At 58.5% G+C, this 17,298-nt stretch carries 11 protein-coding genes, 1 tRNA gene and 1 pseudogene; 6 read left to right on the top strand and 7 right to left on the bottom strand.

Annotated elements, in window-relative coordinates; translation table 11 throughout:
* Positions 1-13 precede the first annotated feature (13 nt).
* From KP703_RS09895 to KP703_RS09885, 3 genes are all read right to left on the bottom strand, one after another.
* Positions 14-1,468, bottom strand: a complete 1,455-nt coding sequence (locus KP703_RS09895) for an HlyD family type I secretion periplasmic adaptor subunit (RefSeq protein WP_215754700.1) — start codon at positions 1,466-1,468, stop codon at positions 14-16.
* A gap of 3 nt (positions 1,469-1,471) precedes the next feature.
* Positions 1,472-3,727 carry a peptidase domain-containing ABC transporter gene (locus tag KP703_RS09890; protein ID WP_215754699.1) on the bottom strand — a complete coding sequence of 752 codons (2,256 nt, stop codon included), beginning with the start codon at positions 3,725-3,727 and terminating at the stop codon, positions 1,472-1,474.
* 141 nt (positions 3,728-3,868) lie between these two features.
* Complete coding sequence (locus tag KP703_RS09885) at positions 3,869-4,291, bottom strand: hypothetical protein (RefSeq protein ID WP_215754697.1); 423 nt, start codon at positions 4,289-4,291, stop codon at positions 3,869-3,871.
* An 88-nt stretch (positions 4,292-4,379) separates the two neighbouring features.
* Between KP703_RS09885 and metH the strand changes: the two genes are divergently transcribed.
* From metH to purF, 5 genes are all read left to right on the top strand, one after another.
* Positions 4,380-7,886, top strand: coding sequence for a methionine synthase (gene metH, locus KP703_RS09880; RefSeq protein WP_215754695.1), 3,507 nt, complete (start codon positions 4,380-4,382; stop codon positions 7,884-7,886).
* 87 nt (positions 7,887-7,973) lie between these two features.
* On the top strand, positions 7,974-9,722 hold the full coding sequence (locus KP703_RS09875) for a Na/Pi cotransporter family protein (protein ID WP_215754693.1): 1,749 nt from the start codon (positions 7,974-7,976) through the stop codon (positions 9,720-9,722).
* 32 nt (positions 9,723-9,754) lie between these two features.
* Positions 9,755-10,159, top strand: a complete 405-nt coding sequence (locus KP703_RS09870; RefSeq protein WP_373687472.1) for a phosphoribosyl-ATP pyrophosphatase — start codon at positions 9,755-9,757, stop codon at positions 10,157-10,159.
* Between the two features lie 15 nt (positions 10,160-10,174).
* Positions 10,175-10,699 (top strand): CvpA family protein, encoded by a 525-nt coding sequence (locus KP703_RS09865; RefSeq protein ID WP_215754690.1) that lies wholly within the window; start codon positions 10,175-10,177, stop codon positions 10,697-10,699.
* Between the two features lie 46 nt (positions 10,700-10,745).
* Positions 10,746-12,224, top strand: a complete 1,479-nt coding sequence (gene purF / locus KP703_RS09860) for an amidophosphoribosyltransferase (protein WP_215754689.1) — start codon at positions 10,746-10,748, stop codon at positions 12,222-12,224.
* 155 nt (positions 12,225-12,379) lie between these two features.
* Here the strand turns inward: purF and KP703_RS09855 are convergent, their stop codons facing one another.
* The 3 genes from KP703_RS09855 to KP703_RS09845 are packed head-to-tail and all read right to left on the bottom strand — an operon-like array spanning position 12,380 to position 16,272.
* On the bottom strand, positions 12,380-13,087 hold the full coding sequence (locus KP703_RS09855) for a membrane integrity-associated transporter subunit PqiC (protein ID WP_215754688.1): 708 nt from the start codon (positions 13,085-13,087) through the stop codon (positions 12,380-12,382).
* Positions 13,088-13,090: 3 nt separating this feature from the next.
* Positions 13,091-14,746 (bottom strand): intermembrane transport protein PqiB, encoded by a 1,656-nt coding sequence (locus tag KP703_RS09850; RefSeq protein WP_252353990.1) that lies wholly within the window; start codon positions 14,744-14,746, stop codon positions 13,091-13,093.
* 44 nt (positions 14,747-14,790) lie between these two features.
* Entirely contained in the window at positions 14,791-16,272 is a 1,482-nt protein-coding gene (locus KP703_RS09845; protein ID WP_215754686.1) for a paraquat-inducible protein A, read from the bottom strand.
* A 171-nt stretch (positions 16,273-16,443) separates the two neighbouring features.
* Between KP703_RS09845 and KP703_RS09840 the strand changes: the two genes are divergently transcribed.
* Positions 16,444-16,519 (top strand) — tRNA-Thr (locus KP703_RS09840).
* A 668-nt stretch (positions 16,520-17,187) separates the two neighbouring features.
* Here KP703_RS09840 and KP703_RS09835 read toward each other — a convergent pair.
* Positions 17,188-17,298 (bottom strand): annotated as a pseudogene (locus KP703_RS09835) (IS5/IS1182 family transposase); the annotation flags it as partial.

Raw genomic sequence — 17,298 nt, 5'->3', positions numbered from 1 at the left:
GCCCATAAGCCCTTTAAGGCTCACGCATGCCATCCGTCATCAGCGGCATAAAGCTGTTCAGCAGATATTGCATGATGGTTCTCTTACCAACGCGAATATCAGCGGTCACCGGCATACCGGGCTGCGGATGGAAGAAACTCGGTACACCATGCAAGGTGTACCGATCAACACGCAGACGGATACGATAAAATTCTTTGCTACTGCTATCAGGCGTAACGTCATTATCCTGCTGTCCGCCAGCTGAAGCTCCCCCGACAAAGGAATCCGCGCTAATAGTCCGCACAGTTGCATCCGCGCCACCGTATTGCTGATACGGGAATGTCGCAAATTTGACCAACGCTTTGTCGCCCAGCCTTACAAACCCGGCATCCTTACCAGACATGACTGTTTCAATTTCTAACCCCTTGCCAACGGGAACTAGGGTCATCACCTTTTGGCCTGCCGTCAGCACCGCCCCGACAGATACTTTGGAGATATTTAACACAACAGCATCTTCGTCCGCTTTTAGCGTAACAAGACTGTTGTGCAGAACGGCCTTTTGATACGCGCTTTTTGATTCAGACAAATGGTGTTGCGCAGTCACCAAGTCACTATAGGCTTCCGCCTTCCAATTCTGAATATAGCCTTCTTTCTCAGAAACCTGAGCCGCCAGCTTGTTCCGCACACTCCCGGCCTGCTGCTGAGCTGCAATCTGGGATCGTTCCACTTCCATTAACTCATTCTGCGCACTGAGAGTGGACAGCTTACTTCCCACTTGGTCCTTCTGCAGCTGCATCCGCATTTTATGGACATCCGCCGCCACTTTGGCGCGCGCAGCATACATGGCAGCACTTGCCTGAGCACTCTGCAGGTCATTCTGCAGGCTGGCAATCTGCTTGTCATAATTGCTGACTTTGGCATCAAATTCAGCTTTACGTCGCATAAAAGCTTCAGCCTGCTGGACAGACGCTGGATTTTTGGGGTCCACAGAATAAGTCTGACCTTGCGTCTCTGCAATCAGACGATCAACCTCGGCCTGATACTGGTCATTCTGGGCGTGCATATTTTCGATATCCGCACCAGAAGACGTCGGGTCCAGATGCGCGAGAATATCCCCTTTATGAACAAAATCTCCTTCCCGCACATCAATAGAGCGAACAATAGATGTATCCAGAGGCTGGACCAGCAGAGTTTGTTCTGCCGAGACAAGACGCCCTTCCGTTGAAACCACACGGTCCAGTGGAAAAACGGTCATCACAGTCACGGATGAAAGAACCAGTGCCCCAACAAGCCAAGCAATATACTGCGCGGAAGGAGTTGGCGGCATATTAACCAATGCTGCCGTCGGGGAATGAAACTCTAGCAGAGCCGGAGGCATGTCACCCTGCGCATACGGGTCATCCGCCTGACGCAGAAAATTGGGCTCGCCCCCCTCCCTTACTTCGGAACCGACCGTCTGCGCTGAGGGCACAATATCCTGTTCACTCATGGCTTATTCTCCTTCCGCGACCAGAGACGACGAGCCGGGCTTCGCTTTCCCGTCCATATGACGGTTCTGTTGCATCCACAGGGTACGATAGATGTCACACCGCTCCAGCAGAACATCATGGGGAGCAATATCCGCCACAGACCCATGATCCATCACACAGATCTGGTCACAGTTTACCAAAGAAGAAAGGCGGTGCGAGACAATCACCATTGTGCGCCCCTTGCCAATCCGCTCAAGGTTGGCATTCACCAAGGCCTCACTCTCCGGATCAAGGGCAGACGTGGCTTCGTCCAAAATCATCAGCTTGGGATCGGTAATGACCGCACGCGCAATCGCCAACCGCTGACGCTGGCCACCTGAAATATTGGTCGACCCCTCTTCAATAAATGTTTCGTAACCTGCGGGCATACGCTCAATAAATTCTTCAGCCCCCGCCATACGAGCTGCGCGGACCACATCATCAATCGTATAGCCCGGACGACCCGCTGTGATATTCTCGCGGATAGTGCCACGGAAAAGGAAGTTGTCCTGTAGCACCACACCGAAAGACCGCCGCAAATGCGTGAGATTAATTTCTCGCAGATCAATCCCGTCGAGCTTCAGGTAGCCCGTGTAGGATCGACTAACTCCCTGCAACAGTCGGGTAATGGTAGACTTCCCTGAGCCGCTTCGCCCTACCAGCCCAAGCATGGTTCCCGCAGGAACCTCAAAATTCACATCATTCAGAGCTTTGGAGGTTGAGCCTGGATAAGTGAAATCCACACCATCAAACGATAGAGCACCCTTAATATGCGGCCGCATCCCCGTAGTAAGCGCCTTGGTTTCCGTCGGTTGATTAAGCACGGACGCTGCCTCACTCAGAGACGTCATGACTTCATTGAAATCATCAAGCAGCTTTGCAAAGCCGACGAGTGGTGAGGCCACCCGATTGCCGAGCATCATGAAAGCCATCAGTCCCCCAGCCCCCACAGAACCAGGACTGACCAGCGCAAGATAAGCGCCTACGAGAATGATACCACGATTAATGAACAGTTCTAACGGCGCCACTAAAGTTTGGGGCCAGTTAGACATACGTCCCACGGCCAGTTTCCAGCGAATAACCGCCGCAGTAACATCATCCCAGATTTGCTTACGTGTATTTTCAAGCGCCAATGTTTTAAGCGTCCGAATACCCGCCACAGTTTCATACAAAACTGCGCCACGCTCACGCTCTGCCTGCATCTGCGCCGTCATAACACGAGCCACAGGTTTCATGAACACCACAACCACAAGGCCAATCAGACCTGCCGCAGCCACAGTCATCCAAGCCAAAGTTGAACTGAGATAAAACAGAAACGGAAGAATGACGAACAGAGTAAACAGGTCAAGGAATGTTGTCATCAACTTCCCTGTCAGGAAGTCACGAACCTTGTAAATGGCCATTACACGACCAAGGATATTCCCCGCCTGTTGCCGCTCGAAGTATTCCAGCGGCAACGCGACAAGACGACTGAACAAATGCAGCGATATACGAGAATCAATACGCGTCGTCAGAACCAGAGACAACTCCCGGCGACCGTAAGCAAGCAGAACTTCATAGAGAGAAAAGACAACAATAATCCCGCTGATTGAGATCAACGTCGACATCGAATGGTAATTGATCACGCGGTCAATTACCTGCATCACCACCAGAGGTGGAAAAATCTGCAGAATACTGAGCGTCATGGATGCAATAGCGATATCGCGCAGAGACCGTTTCTCCCGCAGCACCATCTTGGCCAACCATACTAGACTGATGGGAGCATCCGCTTCAGACTGGTCCCGCCGCCGCTTGATCAGCAAAACATCCCCGGTCCATATCCGGCTCAGGCGCAGTTCATCGACCGGCACGGGAGCCGCAGCTTCATCTTTTAGCGGGTCTCGCAGCCACACAACACCCTTGCCTGGGTCTGCCCCCACCATGATTGCAGCGGAACCATCACGGAACATCAGCACAATTGGGGGCGAATTGGTCATTTTGACCAGATAACGCCATTTGATGCGCATCCCTTTGGCGACCGCACCCTGCTCTTCCAGCCAGCGCACCAGCGTGGCCGGTGAGGGACTTTCTTCTTCCGGATCTGCCGCGAAATCACGGATATCCAGTTCCAGCCCATGGAAACGCGCAGCGGCAACAACCGCACGCAGGCGAATGATGGCTGGGCTCAGGCGGGAGGCACTCTCATGGCCTGGATCGGAAGACGGGCCAGAAACATCAGGCACATGGTCAGTCTGGTTCACGAACAACCCTTTTGGCAAAACCTTAATACGCGGTCCGAACGCCTTAGATCGCCAGCTCCCGGACAAAAGCTCTTATGACAGGGTGTGGGGACGACCTCAAAGTGTTTCTCAGCCTGCATCCCGCCATGCCGCGTTATTTTTTCAACAATAACAGGAAAAACGGCTGGAAACTGCCTCCAGCCCATAAAGAGAAAAAACCAATGGGTCAGACTGGAGCGCCTGCATCAAACCCGCCTTATCCTGCGGGAGACAAATCAGAGAAAGCGTCTGAAAAAAAACACATTCCCCGCGCGCCCGTGCCTGCATGAGACTGATCAGAAACCGCCCCAGTTCACCACCTTCCTGACAGCAGGCACACCCGCTCCCATGGTTTGCACCGGCCACCTGAGGGATCCATGTCCGCACGCCCCCCCATCCGACCTGCTGCGCGGCAGAGGGCTGAACACCAAGAAAGACCGCCAGACTACCAGCCTGTGCCTGCCCCTCTGCCGTCTCTACAGACAACAGGCGCAACCGTATCCGCCGGTCCTCCGGCCCTTTCCAGAGCAGAGGACTGGTAGACACAGATGCCGCTCTCTGGAATAACACTCTACCCTCCGGACCGGCGTCCGACCGAGGCTCTTCTTCCCGTTTTTTGTGATTTATGGGTGCCATGTCTTCTCGTCTTCCGCTTCTCGATGCTCTGCGCAATCAGGTCCTGCTGTGTGACGGAGGGATGGGTTCACGCATTCAGATGCTCGATCTGGATCTGAAACGGGATTACTGGGGGCAGGAAAACTGCACGGAAATCCTGACACTCTCGCGTCCTGAACTGATCCGGGAAATCCACCGCGGCTATTATGAGGCCGGGGCGGACATGGTGGAAACCAACACGTTTGGTGGCTCTCCCATCACTCTGAGCGAATTTGATCTGGCTGACAAGACGCGCGAGATCAACCGCAACTCCGCTATTCTGGCGCGGGAAGCCGCGGAAAGCTTTGCCGATGGCCGCACCCGCTATGTGGTGGGCTCCGTCGGCCCGGGCACCAAGCTGCCGTCTCTGGGCAATGTGGATTATGATACGCTGGAAGCCGCTCTTGCCGAGCAGGGACGCGGCCTGATTGAAGGCGGCGTAGACGCTATCCTGATTGAAACCTGTCAGGACACGTTGCAGATCAAGGCAGCCGTCAACGGCATGAAGATTGCCCGCGCGGAAATGGGCACAACCACCCCGATTTTTGTGCAGGTGACGGTCGAAACCACCGGCACACTGCTGGTCGGCCCGGATATTGCTGCGGCTGCCACGGTCATCCACAGCCTTGATGTGGACCTGATGGGCCTGAACTGCGCTACCGGCCCGCAGGAAATGGCCGAACACGTCCGCTGGCTGTCCGAAAACTGGCCGCGCCTGATTTCCGTCCAGCCGAATGCTGGCCTGCCGGAACTGGTGGACGGACAGACCCGCTACCCCCTCTCCCCTGAAGATATGGCCACGTGGGTCGAGCGCTTTATTGTGGAAGACGGGCTGAACATGGTGGGCGGCTGCTGTGGCACCTCCACCCCGCATATTGCAGCGCTCGACGCCATGCTGCGCCGCCGCGCGGAAGGGACCGGCCAGCATCGCCCGGCTCCTGTGCCCAAAAAATCCGTGTGGATTCCCTCCGTTGCCAGCCTGTATTCTCAGGTGCCGCTGCGGCAGGAAAACGCCTATTTCTCCATTGGCGAACGCTGCAACGCCAACGGTTCCAAAAAATGGCGCGAACTGCAGGAAGCCCATGACTGGGACGGCTGCGTGGCCCTTGGCCGTGAGCAGGCCAAGGAAGGCTCCAACGCGCTGGATATCTGCACCGCCTTTGTTGGACGCAATGAACGTGCGGAAATGGATGAAGTCATCAAACGCTTCACCTCCTCCGTCAACGCACCGCTGGTGATTGATTCTACCGAAACCCCGGTGATTGAAGCGGCCCTGAAGCTGCATGGCGGCAAGCCCATCATCAACTCCATCAACTTTGAAGATGGTGAAGGCCCGGCCACGGACCGCATGCGTCTGGCCCGCAAATTTGGCGCGGCTGTCGTGGCGCTGACCATTGATGAAGTCGGCATGGCCCGTCGCCCGGAAGACAAGCTGCGCATTGCCTCCCGTCTGGTTGAGTTTGCCTGCGAGAAATACGGTCTGCCGCAGTCGGACCTGATGATTGACCCGCTGACCTTCACCATCGCCACGGGTGCGGAAGATGACCGCAAGCTGGGCCAGTGGACGCTGGAAGGCATCCGCATGATCCGCGAGGCCTTCCCGGACATTCAGATTGTGCTGGGTCTGTCCAACATCTCCTTCGGGCTGAACCCGGCGGCCCGCGCCGTGCTGAACTCGGTCTATCTGGACCACGCTGTAAAAGCAGGCATGACCGCCGCCATTGTGCACGTGTCCAAAATCCGCCCGCTGCACATGATTGCCCCGGAAGAAGTGAAGGTTGCGGAAGACCTGATCTTTGACCGCCGGACAGAAGATTATGACCCGCTGCAGAAGCTGCTGGCCCTGTTTGCTGACCGGAAGGCGTCGGAAGCCGTTAAGCGCAAACGCGCAGAAACCGTGGAAGAACGCCTGCGCGACCGCATTGTGGACGGTGACCGCAAGGGGCTGGAAACGGACCTTGATGAAGCAATGGCCAAGATGCCGCCGCTCGAAATCATCAACACAGTCCTGCTGGATGGCATGAAGGTGGTGGGCGAGCTGTTCGGTTCGGGCAAAATGCAGCTCCCCTTCGTGCTGCAATCTGCCGAGACCATGAAAGCCGCCGTGGCCCATCTGGAGCCCCACATGGAGCGCGCCGAAGGTCAGCAACGCGGCACCATCGTGCTCGCCACCGTTAAGGGTGACGTGCATGACATCGGCAAAAATCTGGTCGATATCATCCTGACCAACAACGGCTACCGTGTGGTCAATCTGGGCATCAAGGTGCCGGTAGCGGACATGATCGAATCTGCCCGTAAGGAAAAGGCCGATGCCATTGGCATGTCCGGCCTGCTGGTGAAATCCACCGTTATCATGCGCGAAAATCTGGAAGAAATTTCCCGCGCCGGGCTGGATGTGCCGGTGCTGCTGGGCGGTGCGGCCCTGACCCGCAATTACGTGGAAGAAGACTGCGTGGCTGCCTACGCCCCCACCGGGCGCGTGGCCTATGCACGTGATGCGTTTGACGGCCTGACCCTGATGGATCAGATCGCGCAGAAAGGCTTTGACGATTATCTGGCTGCTGTCAGCAAAAAGCGCGAGGGCAAGGCGACCCGCCGCAACGCCCGTGCGCCGGAGCAGGCAGAAACACGCGGCTTTACGCCCATCGACCCCGCCACCGCCCGCGCCCGCCGTGAGCGGATGACGGCGGATGAACCGCAGCTGACCCCGCCTTTCTGGGGCCCCCGTGTGCTGACCGCCACGCCGGAAGCCATTCTGCCGTTCCTGAATGAGCGCGCGCTGTATCAGTTCCAGTGGGGCTTCCGGAAACAGGGCCGCTCGCTGGATGAGTTCCTCAAATGGGCCAAACAGGATCTGCGCCCCATTCTGCGCCGAATGCTGGACCTGTCCGCCAAGGAAAACATCCTCTCCCCGCAGGCTTCCTACGGCTACTGGAAAGCCGCAGGCGACGGGAACGACCTTGTGCTGTTTGAAGAAGATGGCACAACGGAAGCCGCCCGCTTCACCCTGCCCCGCCAGCCGCGCGAGGATGGTGAGTGCATTGCCGACTTCGTGCGCGATATCAACGATGCCGAGCGCGATGTTGTCGGGTTGCAGGTGGTTACAGTAGGCCAGAAGGCGTCCGACATTGCGCGCGACTGGTTTGAAGAAAACCGCTATCAGGATTATCTCTACCTGCACGGCCTCTCGGTCGAGATGGCAGAAGCCATGGCGGAATACACCCACAAACGCATTCGCTCGGAACTGGGTTTTGCTGCGGATGATGCGCGCGACATGGATACGCTGCTCCAGCAGGGCTATCGGGGGTCTCGCTATTCCTTCGGCTATCCGGCCTGCCCGCGGCTGGAAGACCAGCACCCCATCCTGAAGTTACTGGATGCAGAACGGATTGGGGTGTCGCTTACGGATGGGGATCAGCTCCACCCGGAACAATCGACCTCCGCACTTGTTATCCTTAACAAACATGCGAAATACTTCACCATCTGAGACCTGCCCGGGTCTGTAACGCCCCTCTGGTCAGGGGTAAGCCGGGCGCCCCGGTCCTGACCTTTGAACCAGAAGGGAACTGCTACCTTGGAACTGCTGACCCTTGTTGATCTTGCCGGCAGCGTCGCCCTGCTGCTGTGGGGCGTCCATATGGTGCAGACCGGCGTGCAGCGGGCCTGTGGCGCACGGCTGAACAGCCTGCTCTCCCGTATGCTGGGCAACCGGTTTCAGGCCTTCCTGACCGGCCTTGGCATTACCGCCGTCCTCCAGTCCTCCACCGCAACCGGGTTGATGATCACCGGTCTGGCCGCCCGCGGGCAGCTGGAACTGGCGCCGGCGCTGGCCGTCATGCTGGGGGCCAATGTCGGTACCACGCTGATTGTTCAGCTGCTCTCTTTTGATGTCGCCGCTATTGCCCCCGTCTTTGTGCTGACCGGCGTCATGCTGTTCCGGCGCGGGCAAGGCACATGGCGGGATTCCGGGCGCGTCTTTATCGGTCTGGGGCTAATCCTTATCTCCCTGCGGCAGTTCCTCGTGCTGCTTGGCCCTTACACGCACCGGCCGGAACTGACCGCCGTGCTCGGTGCCATGAGTTCTCACGATCTGGCAGCCGTGCTGCTGGGCGCAGTGATTACGTGGATCAGCCACTCTTCCGTGGCGACAGTGATGCTCATCACCACCTTTGCTACCAGCGGCACTATTCCGGTGGAAACCGCACTGGCGCTGGTGCTGGGGGCCAATATCGGCACGTCCATCAACCCGGTCGTGGAAGGCAGTCGGACGGATCTGACCGCCCGCCGCATTTCCATGGGCAATCTGCTGGTGCGCGTGCTGGGGGCGGGCGTCATCTTGCCCGTTCTGCCCTGGCTGAGTGCGCTTGTGGCCCGGATGGAGCCGGATGCTGCGCGTCAGGTGGCGGACTTCCACACGCTGTTCAACATCCTGCTGGCCCTGCTGATGATCCCGCTGCTCAACAGCTACGCCCGCCTGATGATGCGACTGATCCCGACCCCACCGCAAACAGCCCAGCAAACGCCGGGCACCCCGCTCTATCTGGATCGGCTGTTGCTGGATAAAGCCCCTCAGCTGGCGGTAGGCAGCGCTACGCGAGAGGCCATGCGGCTGTGCGACCTGCTGGCCGCCATGCTCCATGCCATGCGGGATGGTCTGACCTCTTCCGACCCGGCCCGCGCCGGAGCGGCCCGCCCGCTCGGTAACGCCATGGAAGATCTGGGCAACGCCATCCGCTCCTATCTGGCCGGGCTGGATCCGGAGACTGCCAACCAGCGGGAAATGGACCGGGCTGAAGATATTCTGGCCTTCACAACCCAACTCCTGCACGCCGAGGACATTGTGGAGCGCAGCGTTGTGCCCATGGTGCAGAAAATGGCCCGCCAGCGCTTACAGCTCCCGCAGGACCTGCTGGCTCCGGTACTGACCATGGCCACCCAGCTGGCCACCAACCTGAATGTCTGCGCCACCGTGCTGCTGGGCACGGAACGCGGTATGCCCAACCCGCTGAACGGCCAGAAAGACTTTTTCCGCGATCTGGAAATTGAAGCCACCACGGCCTATTTCGAGCGCCTGCGCAAACAGACTTCTGACGTCTCATCCACCGCAGAAGGCAGCGATGTCTCCCTGCAGGATGAAGAAGTGACGTATCAGCTCACTCTGCTGCGCGACCTGCGGCGCGTGAACACCCATATTGTCGCGGCTTCCACCTACCCCATGACGCCCGGCGAGGATGAGCTGTTTGTACAGGGACCTCCCGAGCAGCCTGCACCGCAGACGGCTCTGCCGCACCATCCAGCCACCAATCCCCCGCAGGAAGGTTGACCAGCCTCCCCTCTCCCGCCCATCATTGCAGAATGCCGCATGTGTCCGATCCTAAAGCTCGTCCCTCCCTGACTTCCGGGCAAACGCCTGCGCCGGCAGGGACCCGCACGGCCACAGCACAGCCTACGCCCTCACCCGAGCAGCAGGCCATGATCAAGCGGCTCAGTCAGACAATGGGGCAACATGCCACGGCCTGCACGGCGGCCTTTATTGCCCGCAAGCACGCCGACATTATCCGGGAAAGCGCTGCGTTCATGCGCAGTCTGGAAGCCGTATGGACAGAAGAAGGCGTGGACCCGACAGACGTCTGGACCGAACTCCTCCGCCGGATTGAGGTGGGCGACCTCTTCCTGCGCCTCAACCAGCCGCCGCACCGCAAGAAACTGAACGGCAAAGCCGTCCGCCCCTGGCGGATTTCCACCAGCAAGCTCCCCTGAGAGACGTTTGCCCCCATGGCAGCCATCGACATTATTTCTCTTGTGATTGTGGGGATTTCTGCCCTGCATGGTCTGTGGCGCGGCTTTACGCGGCAGGCGCTGGGCCTTGGCGGCTGGATTCTGGCCATTCTGCTGGCCTGCCGGTTCTATCCACTGCTTATTCCGTGGACGACCCCTTACCTGTCCAACCCTCTGGCCGCTCATGCCGCAGCGTTCATCATCCTGCTCCTTGGGCTGCTGATTGCCGCAGCCCTGTTCTCAGCCTTTATCGTCCGGCTGGTGCATCTGACGGCGCTGAGCAGTCTGGACCGAACGCTGGGGTGTGGCTTTGGGGTCATACGCGGCGGCTTACTTGTGATCGTGCTGTTTATGGCAGCCCAGTGGTTCATGATGCCGGAAGATATGGCCAGCCTTGAGGCAAATGGGCGACTAACCCCTTATATTCGTCTCGGCGCAGCCTATATCCAACCATTCCTGCCGGTTTTCAGTGCGAAAGGGGTTGCACCGAATCTCTCCACGGGTCATGACGCCACCTTGTGATCTCTTGCGGCCCTATGCCGGCTATTTGCGGAGGCCCTGCGCACCGATGCTCTCCCACCCGACCCTTCCTGAAGCACCTGCTGGTGCCTCGTGCCATGATGACGACCATCCGCATGAAGAATGCGCCGTCTTTGGTGTCTGGAATGCCAAAGACGCTGCCGCCCTGACAGCCCTTGGTCTGCACGCCCTCCAACACCGGGGGCAGGAAGCCGCCGGCATTGTCTCCTACGATGGCCGCTTCCACTCCCACCGCGGACTGGGACTGGTTGGCGACGTGTTCAATGACCCCCGCGTGATGGCGACCCTGAAAGGGGACCGCGCCATTGGCCATAACCGTTACGCTACAACCGGCGCGACCCTGCTGCGCAACGTGCAGCCGCTGTTTGCCGAATTCGCCTTTGGCGGTCTGGCCGTGGCCCATAACGGTAACCTGACCAATTCTGATTCCCTGCGTCAGGAACTCATCCGCCGTGGCTGCCTCTTCCAGTCCACTATGGACACGGAAGTGTTTGTCCACCTGATTGCCATTTCTCTTTACGCGACTGTGGAAGACCGCCTGATTGACGCGCTCAAGCGCGTGACGGGTGCCTATTCTCTGGTCGTGCTCTCTCAGGATGCCCTCATGGGCGTGCGTGACCCCATGGGTGTGCGTCCGCTGGTGCTGGGCCGCCTGCCGGGTGAAGATGGTAAGGAAGGCAGCTGGGTTCTGGCGTCGGAAACCTGCGGCCTCGACATCATCGGTGCCGAATTCGTGCGTGATGTGGAAGCGGGCGAGCTGGTCATTATCGACGATAATGGCATCCGTTCCCTGCGTCCGTTTGGCGATACCAAGCCGCATTTCTGCGTGTTTGAATATATCTACTTCGCCCGTCCGGACTCCGTGCTGGAAGGCCTGCCCGTTTATGCCGTGCGTAAGCAGATCGGTAAGGAACTGGCGCAGGAAAGCGGCGTAGACGCCGATGTAGTGGTGCCAGTGCCGGATTCCGGCGTGCCGTCCGCCATGGGATATGCAGAAGCCAGCGGTATTCCGTTTGAGCTAGGCATTATCCGCAACCATTATGTGGGCCGCACCTTCATTGAACCCACGGACCAGATCCGTAATCTGGGCGTGAAGATGAAGCACTCCACCAACCGCCCGGCGCTGGATGGCAAGCGGGTTATTCTGGTGGACGACTCCATTGTACGTGGCACAACCTCCCGCAAGATTGTGGACATGGTGCGTGCCGCCGGGGCGAAGGAAGTGCATATGCGCATCTCCTCCCCGCCCACCAAACATTCCTGCTTCTATGGCATCGACACGCCAGAACGCAGCCATCTGCTGGCCGCCCAGCATGACCTTGCCACCATGGCGGAACTGATTGGTGTGGATAGTCTGGCCTTTATCTCACTGGACGGTCTCTACCGCGCCATGGGCCATGAAAGCCGCGACGCCTACCGTGAACGCTATTGCGATGCCTGCTTTACCGGGGACTACCCCATTCCCCTGATCGACCACGATCGGGAATTCGGCCCCGATTCAGCCTGAGGCTGAGCCGAAAGCCAAAAAAGGCGGCCCCATTCCGGGCCGCCTTTTTTATTGTCCAGGGTTTGGGTGCTCCGCCTGATCATCAGGCCTTACACCGAGCAGACGCAGCGCGCGCCGCCTCTGATGGGACGAGCGCGACGGGGAAACCCCGGATTTTACTTCCAATGATGAGGCGCAGAGCCGGCGGTCCCGGAGTCCGTCGTCGCGCTTTCCGGCACCGGCGGCATCATCCGCAGTTGCGCTGCGGCCTGATCCGCAAGCTGGCCGAGAAGCTGGCTGAGGGCCTGCACCATCGCCATCGTCCCGGAAGAGACCGCAGGCGCCTGCACCAGCACGCGCTGCATATAGAACTGCCCGCTGGTATCCGGGGCACCTGCCTGCGCGCCCTTTACGGACAGCGCGGCCTCAATCTGCACCGCACCGGACGGGCCGGTGGAGAAGCGCGTCACAGAGAGTTCGACGTAGGCCTGCGGCTCAGTGGAGACAGCATCATTTTCCGCGAACACGCTGGTGCCCGGCAGACGCTGGGCCAGATCCCCCGCGAGTGCGCGGCTAATCTGCCCGGCCAGCGAATCTCCCCACGCATCATTGGCAGCAACCGTCAGCTTGTAGCCGGTGTCTGCCGTCACAATACGGTCGCGGTCCAGCCCGGAGGCAATGGTGGGCTGACGCACCTCCACAAAACGCGGGCCGCCCGGCGCAGGCTGCCCCGGCACGACAGAGAGCGTGTAGAGCGTCGGCCCAGCCCCGCTGGAGCAGGCCGTGAGCGTTGTTGCCATCACACCCAGTCCGGCAGCCCCCAGAAGCAGGCTACGACGAGGAAGAGAAGCCTGAAGGCGGCGTGAGGAAGAAGAGTGCGTCATGCTTTACCGTCCCGATATCAGCGCAGTGGGGTGGTTGGTCAGGAATTCAGACAGGAACCGCAGAGACCGCGCGGCCTGCCCAAGCTGGATGACCATGGCCTGAAGATTGCGATGGAAATCACTATTCCCGCCATAGCCCGCCAGCAGATGGTTGGCATTCTGCAGGGTCTGATCAAGCTGATTGGTCATTTCCGGCAGACGCTGCATCAGCGGGCCCATCCCACTCCGCAGCTGGGTACTCATGGCCTGAAGGTTCTTCAGAGACTCTTTCAGGCTGGAGAGAGACTGCTTCACATCCGGGCTGGTCAGCGTCTTGTCCGCATTGGCCAGCAGATTGTTGGCGTTCACCCCAATCTGCTCAAACGGCATATCGGCCAGACGAGATGCCACGGTGGAGAGGGAATCCATGATCCCGCTCATGCCACCCGCCTGACTGGGGATAACCAGCGTCGGCCCTTCCATGGTGGTGGTAGCCGGAGGCGGGTTCTTCACAAAGTTCAGCGAGATCATGGTCTCGCCCGTCAGCAGGCTGGCGCTGTCGGTCGAGGCCCGAAGACCGTTGGCCACCAGCGTCTTGAACATGTCTGTCAGCGCGCCGTGATGAATTTCGTTAGCAGCCAGCACACGTTCCGGCTGGATCTGCATGCCAATGCGCACGCGCGGATGGCCGGCCTTCTGGTCCAGATCCAGCTTCACGCTGGTCACACTACCAATCTGAATACCGAACATGGTGACCTGACTGCCCGGAGCCAGCCCCTTGACGGAAGAGGTCACGTAAGTCGCCAGAGGCACGCGCTCATGATAGCCCGCGCTCTCGGCGTCGGCCTGACTGTCATACAGTTTGAAGACGGTATCGGCCGGAGCTTCATCATGCGCCGTTCTGTTCTTGTCACGCGGCAGGCCAAAGGCCACGCCACCGGAGAACAGGGCCTGAAGAGACTGCATCTGCACCTTCAGTCCGCCAGCTCCAAAGCCAACCTGCACGCCGGAGACGTTCCAGAAGCGGGTATCCGGATACAGGTAATGGTCATACGGCTCACGCACAAAAAGCTGGATGAGGATCGGCCCGCGGCCACCCGGCGGCATGGTGTAGCCCAGCACTTCCCCCACATCCACATCGCGGAAGAAGACAGGCGCGCCCTGCCCGATGGAGCCGATGGACGGCGTAATAAGCGTATAGGTCCGTCCCGGCTGGTCAGACCGCACACCCGGAGGGGCTTCCAGACCACGGAACTCAGTCTTACGCTGGGCTGTATCCGCGTTATTCCCTTCCAGACCGGGGTCAAACGCAATATATGCGCCGGACATCAGGGTTTCGAGCCCCGTGATGCTGGCGCCGTTGATGCGCGGACGCACCACCCAGAAGCGCGCCTTGTCCGTCAGCATGGGGCCGGACCCCGCATTCATGCGGATGCGCACATTCACATGCCGCAGGTCCTCCGTCAGAGAGATACCTTCCACCGTGCCCAGCACCACGGCCTTGTTCTTCACCTGCGTCTGCCCACTTGTCAGGCCATCGGCAGTGTCAAACACAACAGTGATTTCCGGCCCGTTATTGGCAAAGCTCTTCCAGATCAGAAAGCCCGCAATCAGCACTGAGAGGACGGGAATAATCCAGATGATGGAAAACCGGATACGACGCACGACAGCATCTGGCATTGTGCTGTCATTTTCGTCGGGTGACTGATAATGATTCTGTCCGTTCACGCCCTGTCCGGCTCCATGTTATCCTGATACGCACTGGCCTGTACGGCTGTGTGACCACGCCGCCGGCCTTTACCTGCGGTGCGGGCATAAGCCGCATCACCATTTTTACCTGCGGCATCCCACATCAGACGCGGGTCAAATGTGTGGACCGCAAAAATTGTCAGCACCACAACAGCGGCAAAGCAAACCATGCCGCCATTAGCTGTAATACTTGCCATATGGTTGAAACGCACCATTGCGACAAGAATAGAGACCATAAATACGTCAATCATCGACCAGCGGCCAATAATATCAATAATACGATATACTTTGGACCTGAATGGCAGATGCCTGTGCGACTTCCGCCGCGTGGTTTCTACCATGTAAGACAGGCCAATCACTTTAAGCACCGGCACCGTCACGCTGGCAAAAATGACAAGCAGGGAAAGCGGGATCATCCCGTCCTCCCACAGCTCTATTGCGCCTTCCACAATGGTATGGCCAGTCCCGGCCCCCATGCGGATCACGGTCATGACCGGGTAAATATTGGCCGGCAGATAAAACACAATGGCCGAAACCAGCAGAGCCACGGTGCGGCTCATGCTGTTGGCCTTGCGATGCCGCACCACATGTCCACAGCGCGGGCAATAGCCGGAAGGCTCCGTGGGGTGGACCGGATGGTCAAACTCCAGCACCAGCCCGCAGGAGAGGCAGGAAGCACGATTGGCAGACGGGAGCAGCGGGTCATCCTCACCAACGGCCACAAAGGTGAGGGGCACACGCGGTCCCCTCATAGGGCGCATGAAGGAATCAATCTTGCGGTGCCGCCAGATAATCTCCGTATCCAGTGTGGCATCCGTGGCAGCCATGGAGACCATCAGCCCGGCCACCAGATAAACGGCGGCTCCCACCTGCACAAACGCCAGATCCACCAGCTTGGTGTAGGCCACAAACACGCCCAGAATATACACTTCCACCATGGACCAGGGGCGTAGCGCCTCATACCACTTCATCAGATGTGGCACCCAGGCGGGCAGGCTGGGCCGGAGGGCTGCGGTCAGGATCATGCCCATCATGGCAATGACGATACCGGGGGCCAGAATGGTGGCGATGGCCACCAGTACGCCCACCTCACCCCAGCCTTCATGCAGGAGTTCAATCGGACCGGTGAGAATATCCACCGTGCGCTGCCGCCCATACAGATCCAGCATCATGAGGGTGGAAAACAGCATGGCCACATACAGGGCCGCCGAGGTGATGCAGAACGCCAGAGGTGTTGCGATCGGCGCAGTCTTGTTCCGCCGGTCGAGCGACTGGTTACAGCGCGGACAACGCGCCTGCGTACCGGGCTTCAGCTCGGGGAGTTTCTGGACAAGCCCGCAACACGGACACTCCATAACACCTTCAAGAACCTGAACGTGCCGGGTGTTATCCACCGATGTATCCTGAACAGGCATCACGGCTTCACGCATCAGGGCGGTAAATTGCGACACGCTCATAGTGGTGACCTTAGAACGAAAAAAACCTGAGCGTAATAGTCATGTCACAAGATTGCAGCCATGCGAGGCCATCACAGGCCATGCTGGCTGCAAAATATCTTCTGATTTCCGCACCTTCCCCCGTTGCGTTTCCTGAAGTGCTATGATACTCAGCCCCTCGAAAGTGAGTATGCCCGCTTAGCTCAGTTGGTAGAGCACGTCATTCGTAATGATGGGGCCGGTGGTTCGAATCCTCCAGCGGGCACCACTTTCGGTTTTCCTTAAAAATTTTATTTACAGCCAGAGCACACCAAGGCTGCCTGCACAGCAATTTTCGCTCTCAAAAGCTGCTGCTCCAAGAGACCTTCAGATTTTATCCGGATCGTGAACACGGCAGGCCTTTCCTGCCGTGCAAAATGCATACAGTTGGCTACTGCATACATACCACGACGACGTCTCCGACCTTAAAGACATCCCACCGCACAGGAACACGGTGACACACAGAACTCTGCATAGAAGCATACTGCAGATCGGCTCCGCTTAACTTCCGCAAAAGAGGTACCGGGCTCCATCCTGTTGAAAATGCGGAAGACGCATAATCCATGACTGCGATCGTATGTAATTGCGCCACATTCCGCCAAGAGCTGATGACGGCGACTTTTTCACCATCATAAAGACCAGCAACCCGCTGTATGTCGTTCAGAATACCATTACCAACCTCAATATCACGCTGCGTTTGCTGCCACCTTTCCATAAAGAGACGAGCCTGATTATTGACCGATAGCAGAAGGAAAAATGCACCTGGAGGGATCGAAGAACCGTTGGTTGATGCGCCTGGCTCGTGATTTCAGGGTTTTGGCGATTTGATTGACGGTTTTTGGGGTAGCTTTTGATCTGCGTTTTGAGCAGATCGGGGACTGCCCTCCCGCTGGATGACTACGCGCTCGCGTTCAACCTTTCGAGGAAGAGGAAGCGGCGCATGTTGTAGACGATATTGGCCAGCCCGATCCTCATGGTGGCCCGGGTGATACCGACAGTTCGGATGAA

This window comes from Acetobacter sp. P5B1, assembly GCF_018811985.1.
Lineage (GTDB): Bacteria > Pseudomonadota > Alphaproteobacteria > Acetobacterales > Acetobacteraceae > Acetobacter > Acetobacter cerevisiae.
The sequence above is the reverse complement of the archived record's forward strand: the minus strand, read 5'-3'. Positions and strand labels throughout refer to the sequence as shown.

Coding starts and splice junctions, on each gene's coding strand:
- KP703_RS09895 (WP_215754700.1), bottom strand. CDS start 1,468: ATGAGTGAACAGGATATTGTGCCCTCAGCGCAGACGGTCGGTTCCGAA.
- metH (WP_215754695.1), top strand. CDS start 4,380: ATGTCTTCTCGTCTTCCGCTTCTCGATGCTCTGCGCAATCAGGTCCTG.
- KP703_RS09870 (WP_373687472.1), top strand. CDS start 9,755: ATGCCGCATGTGTCCGATCCTAAAGCTCGTCCCTCCCTGACTTCCGGG.
- KP703_RS09865 (WP_215754690.1), top strand. CDS start 10,175: ATGGCAGCCATCGACATTATTTCTCTTGTGATTGTGGGGATTTCTGCC.
- purF (WP_215754689.1), top strand. CDS start 10,746: ATGCTCTCCCACCCGACCCTTCCTGAAGCACCTGCTGGTGCCTCGTGC.
- KP703_RS09855 (WP_215754688.1), bottom strand. CDS start 13,087: ATGACGCACTCTTCTTCCTCACGCCGCCTTCAGGCTTCTCTTCCTCGT.
- KP703_RS09850 (WP_252353990.1), bottom strand. CDS start 14,746: ATGCCAGATGCTGTCGTGCGTCGTATCCGGTTTTCCATCATCTGGATT.
- KP703_RS09845 (WP_215754686.1), bottom strand. CDS start 16,272: ATGAGCGTGTCGCAATTTACCGCCCTGATGCGTGAAGCCGTGATGCCT.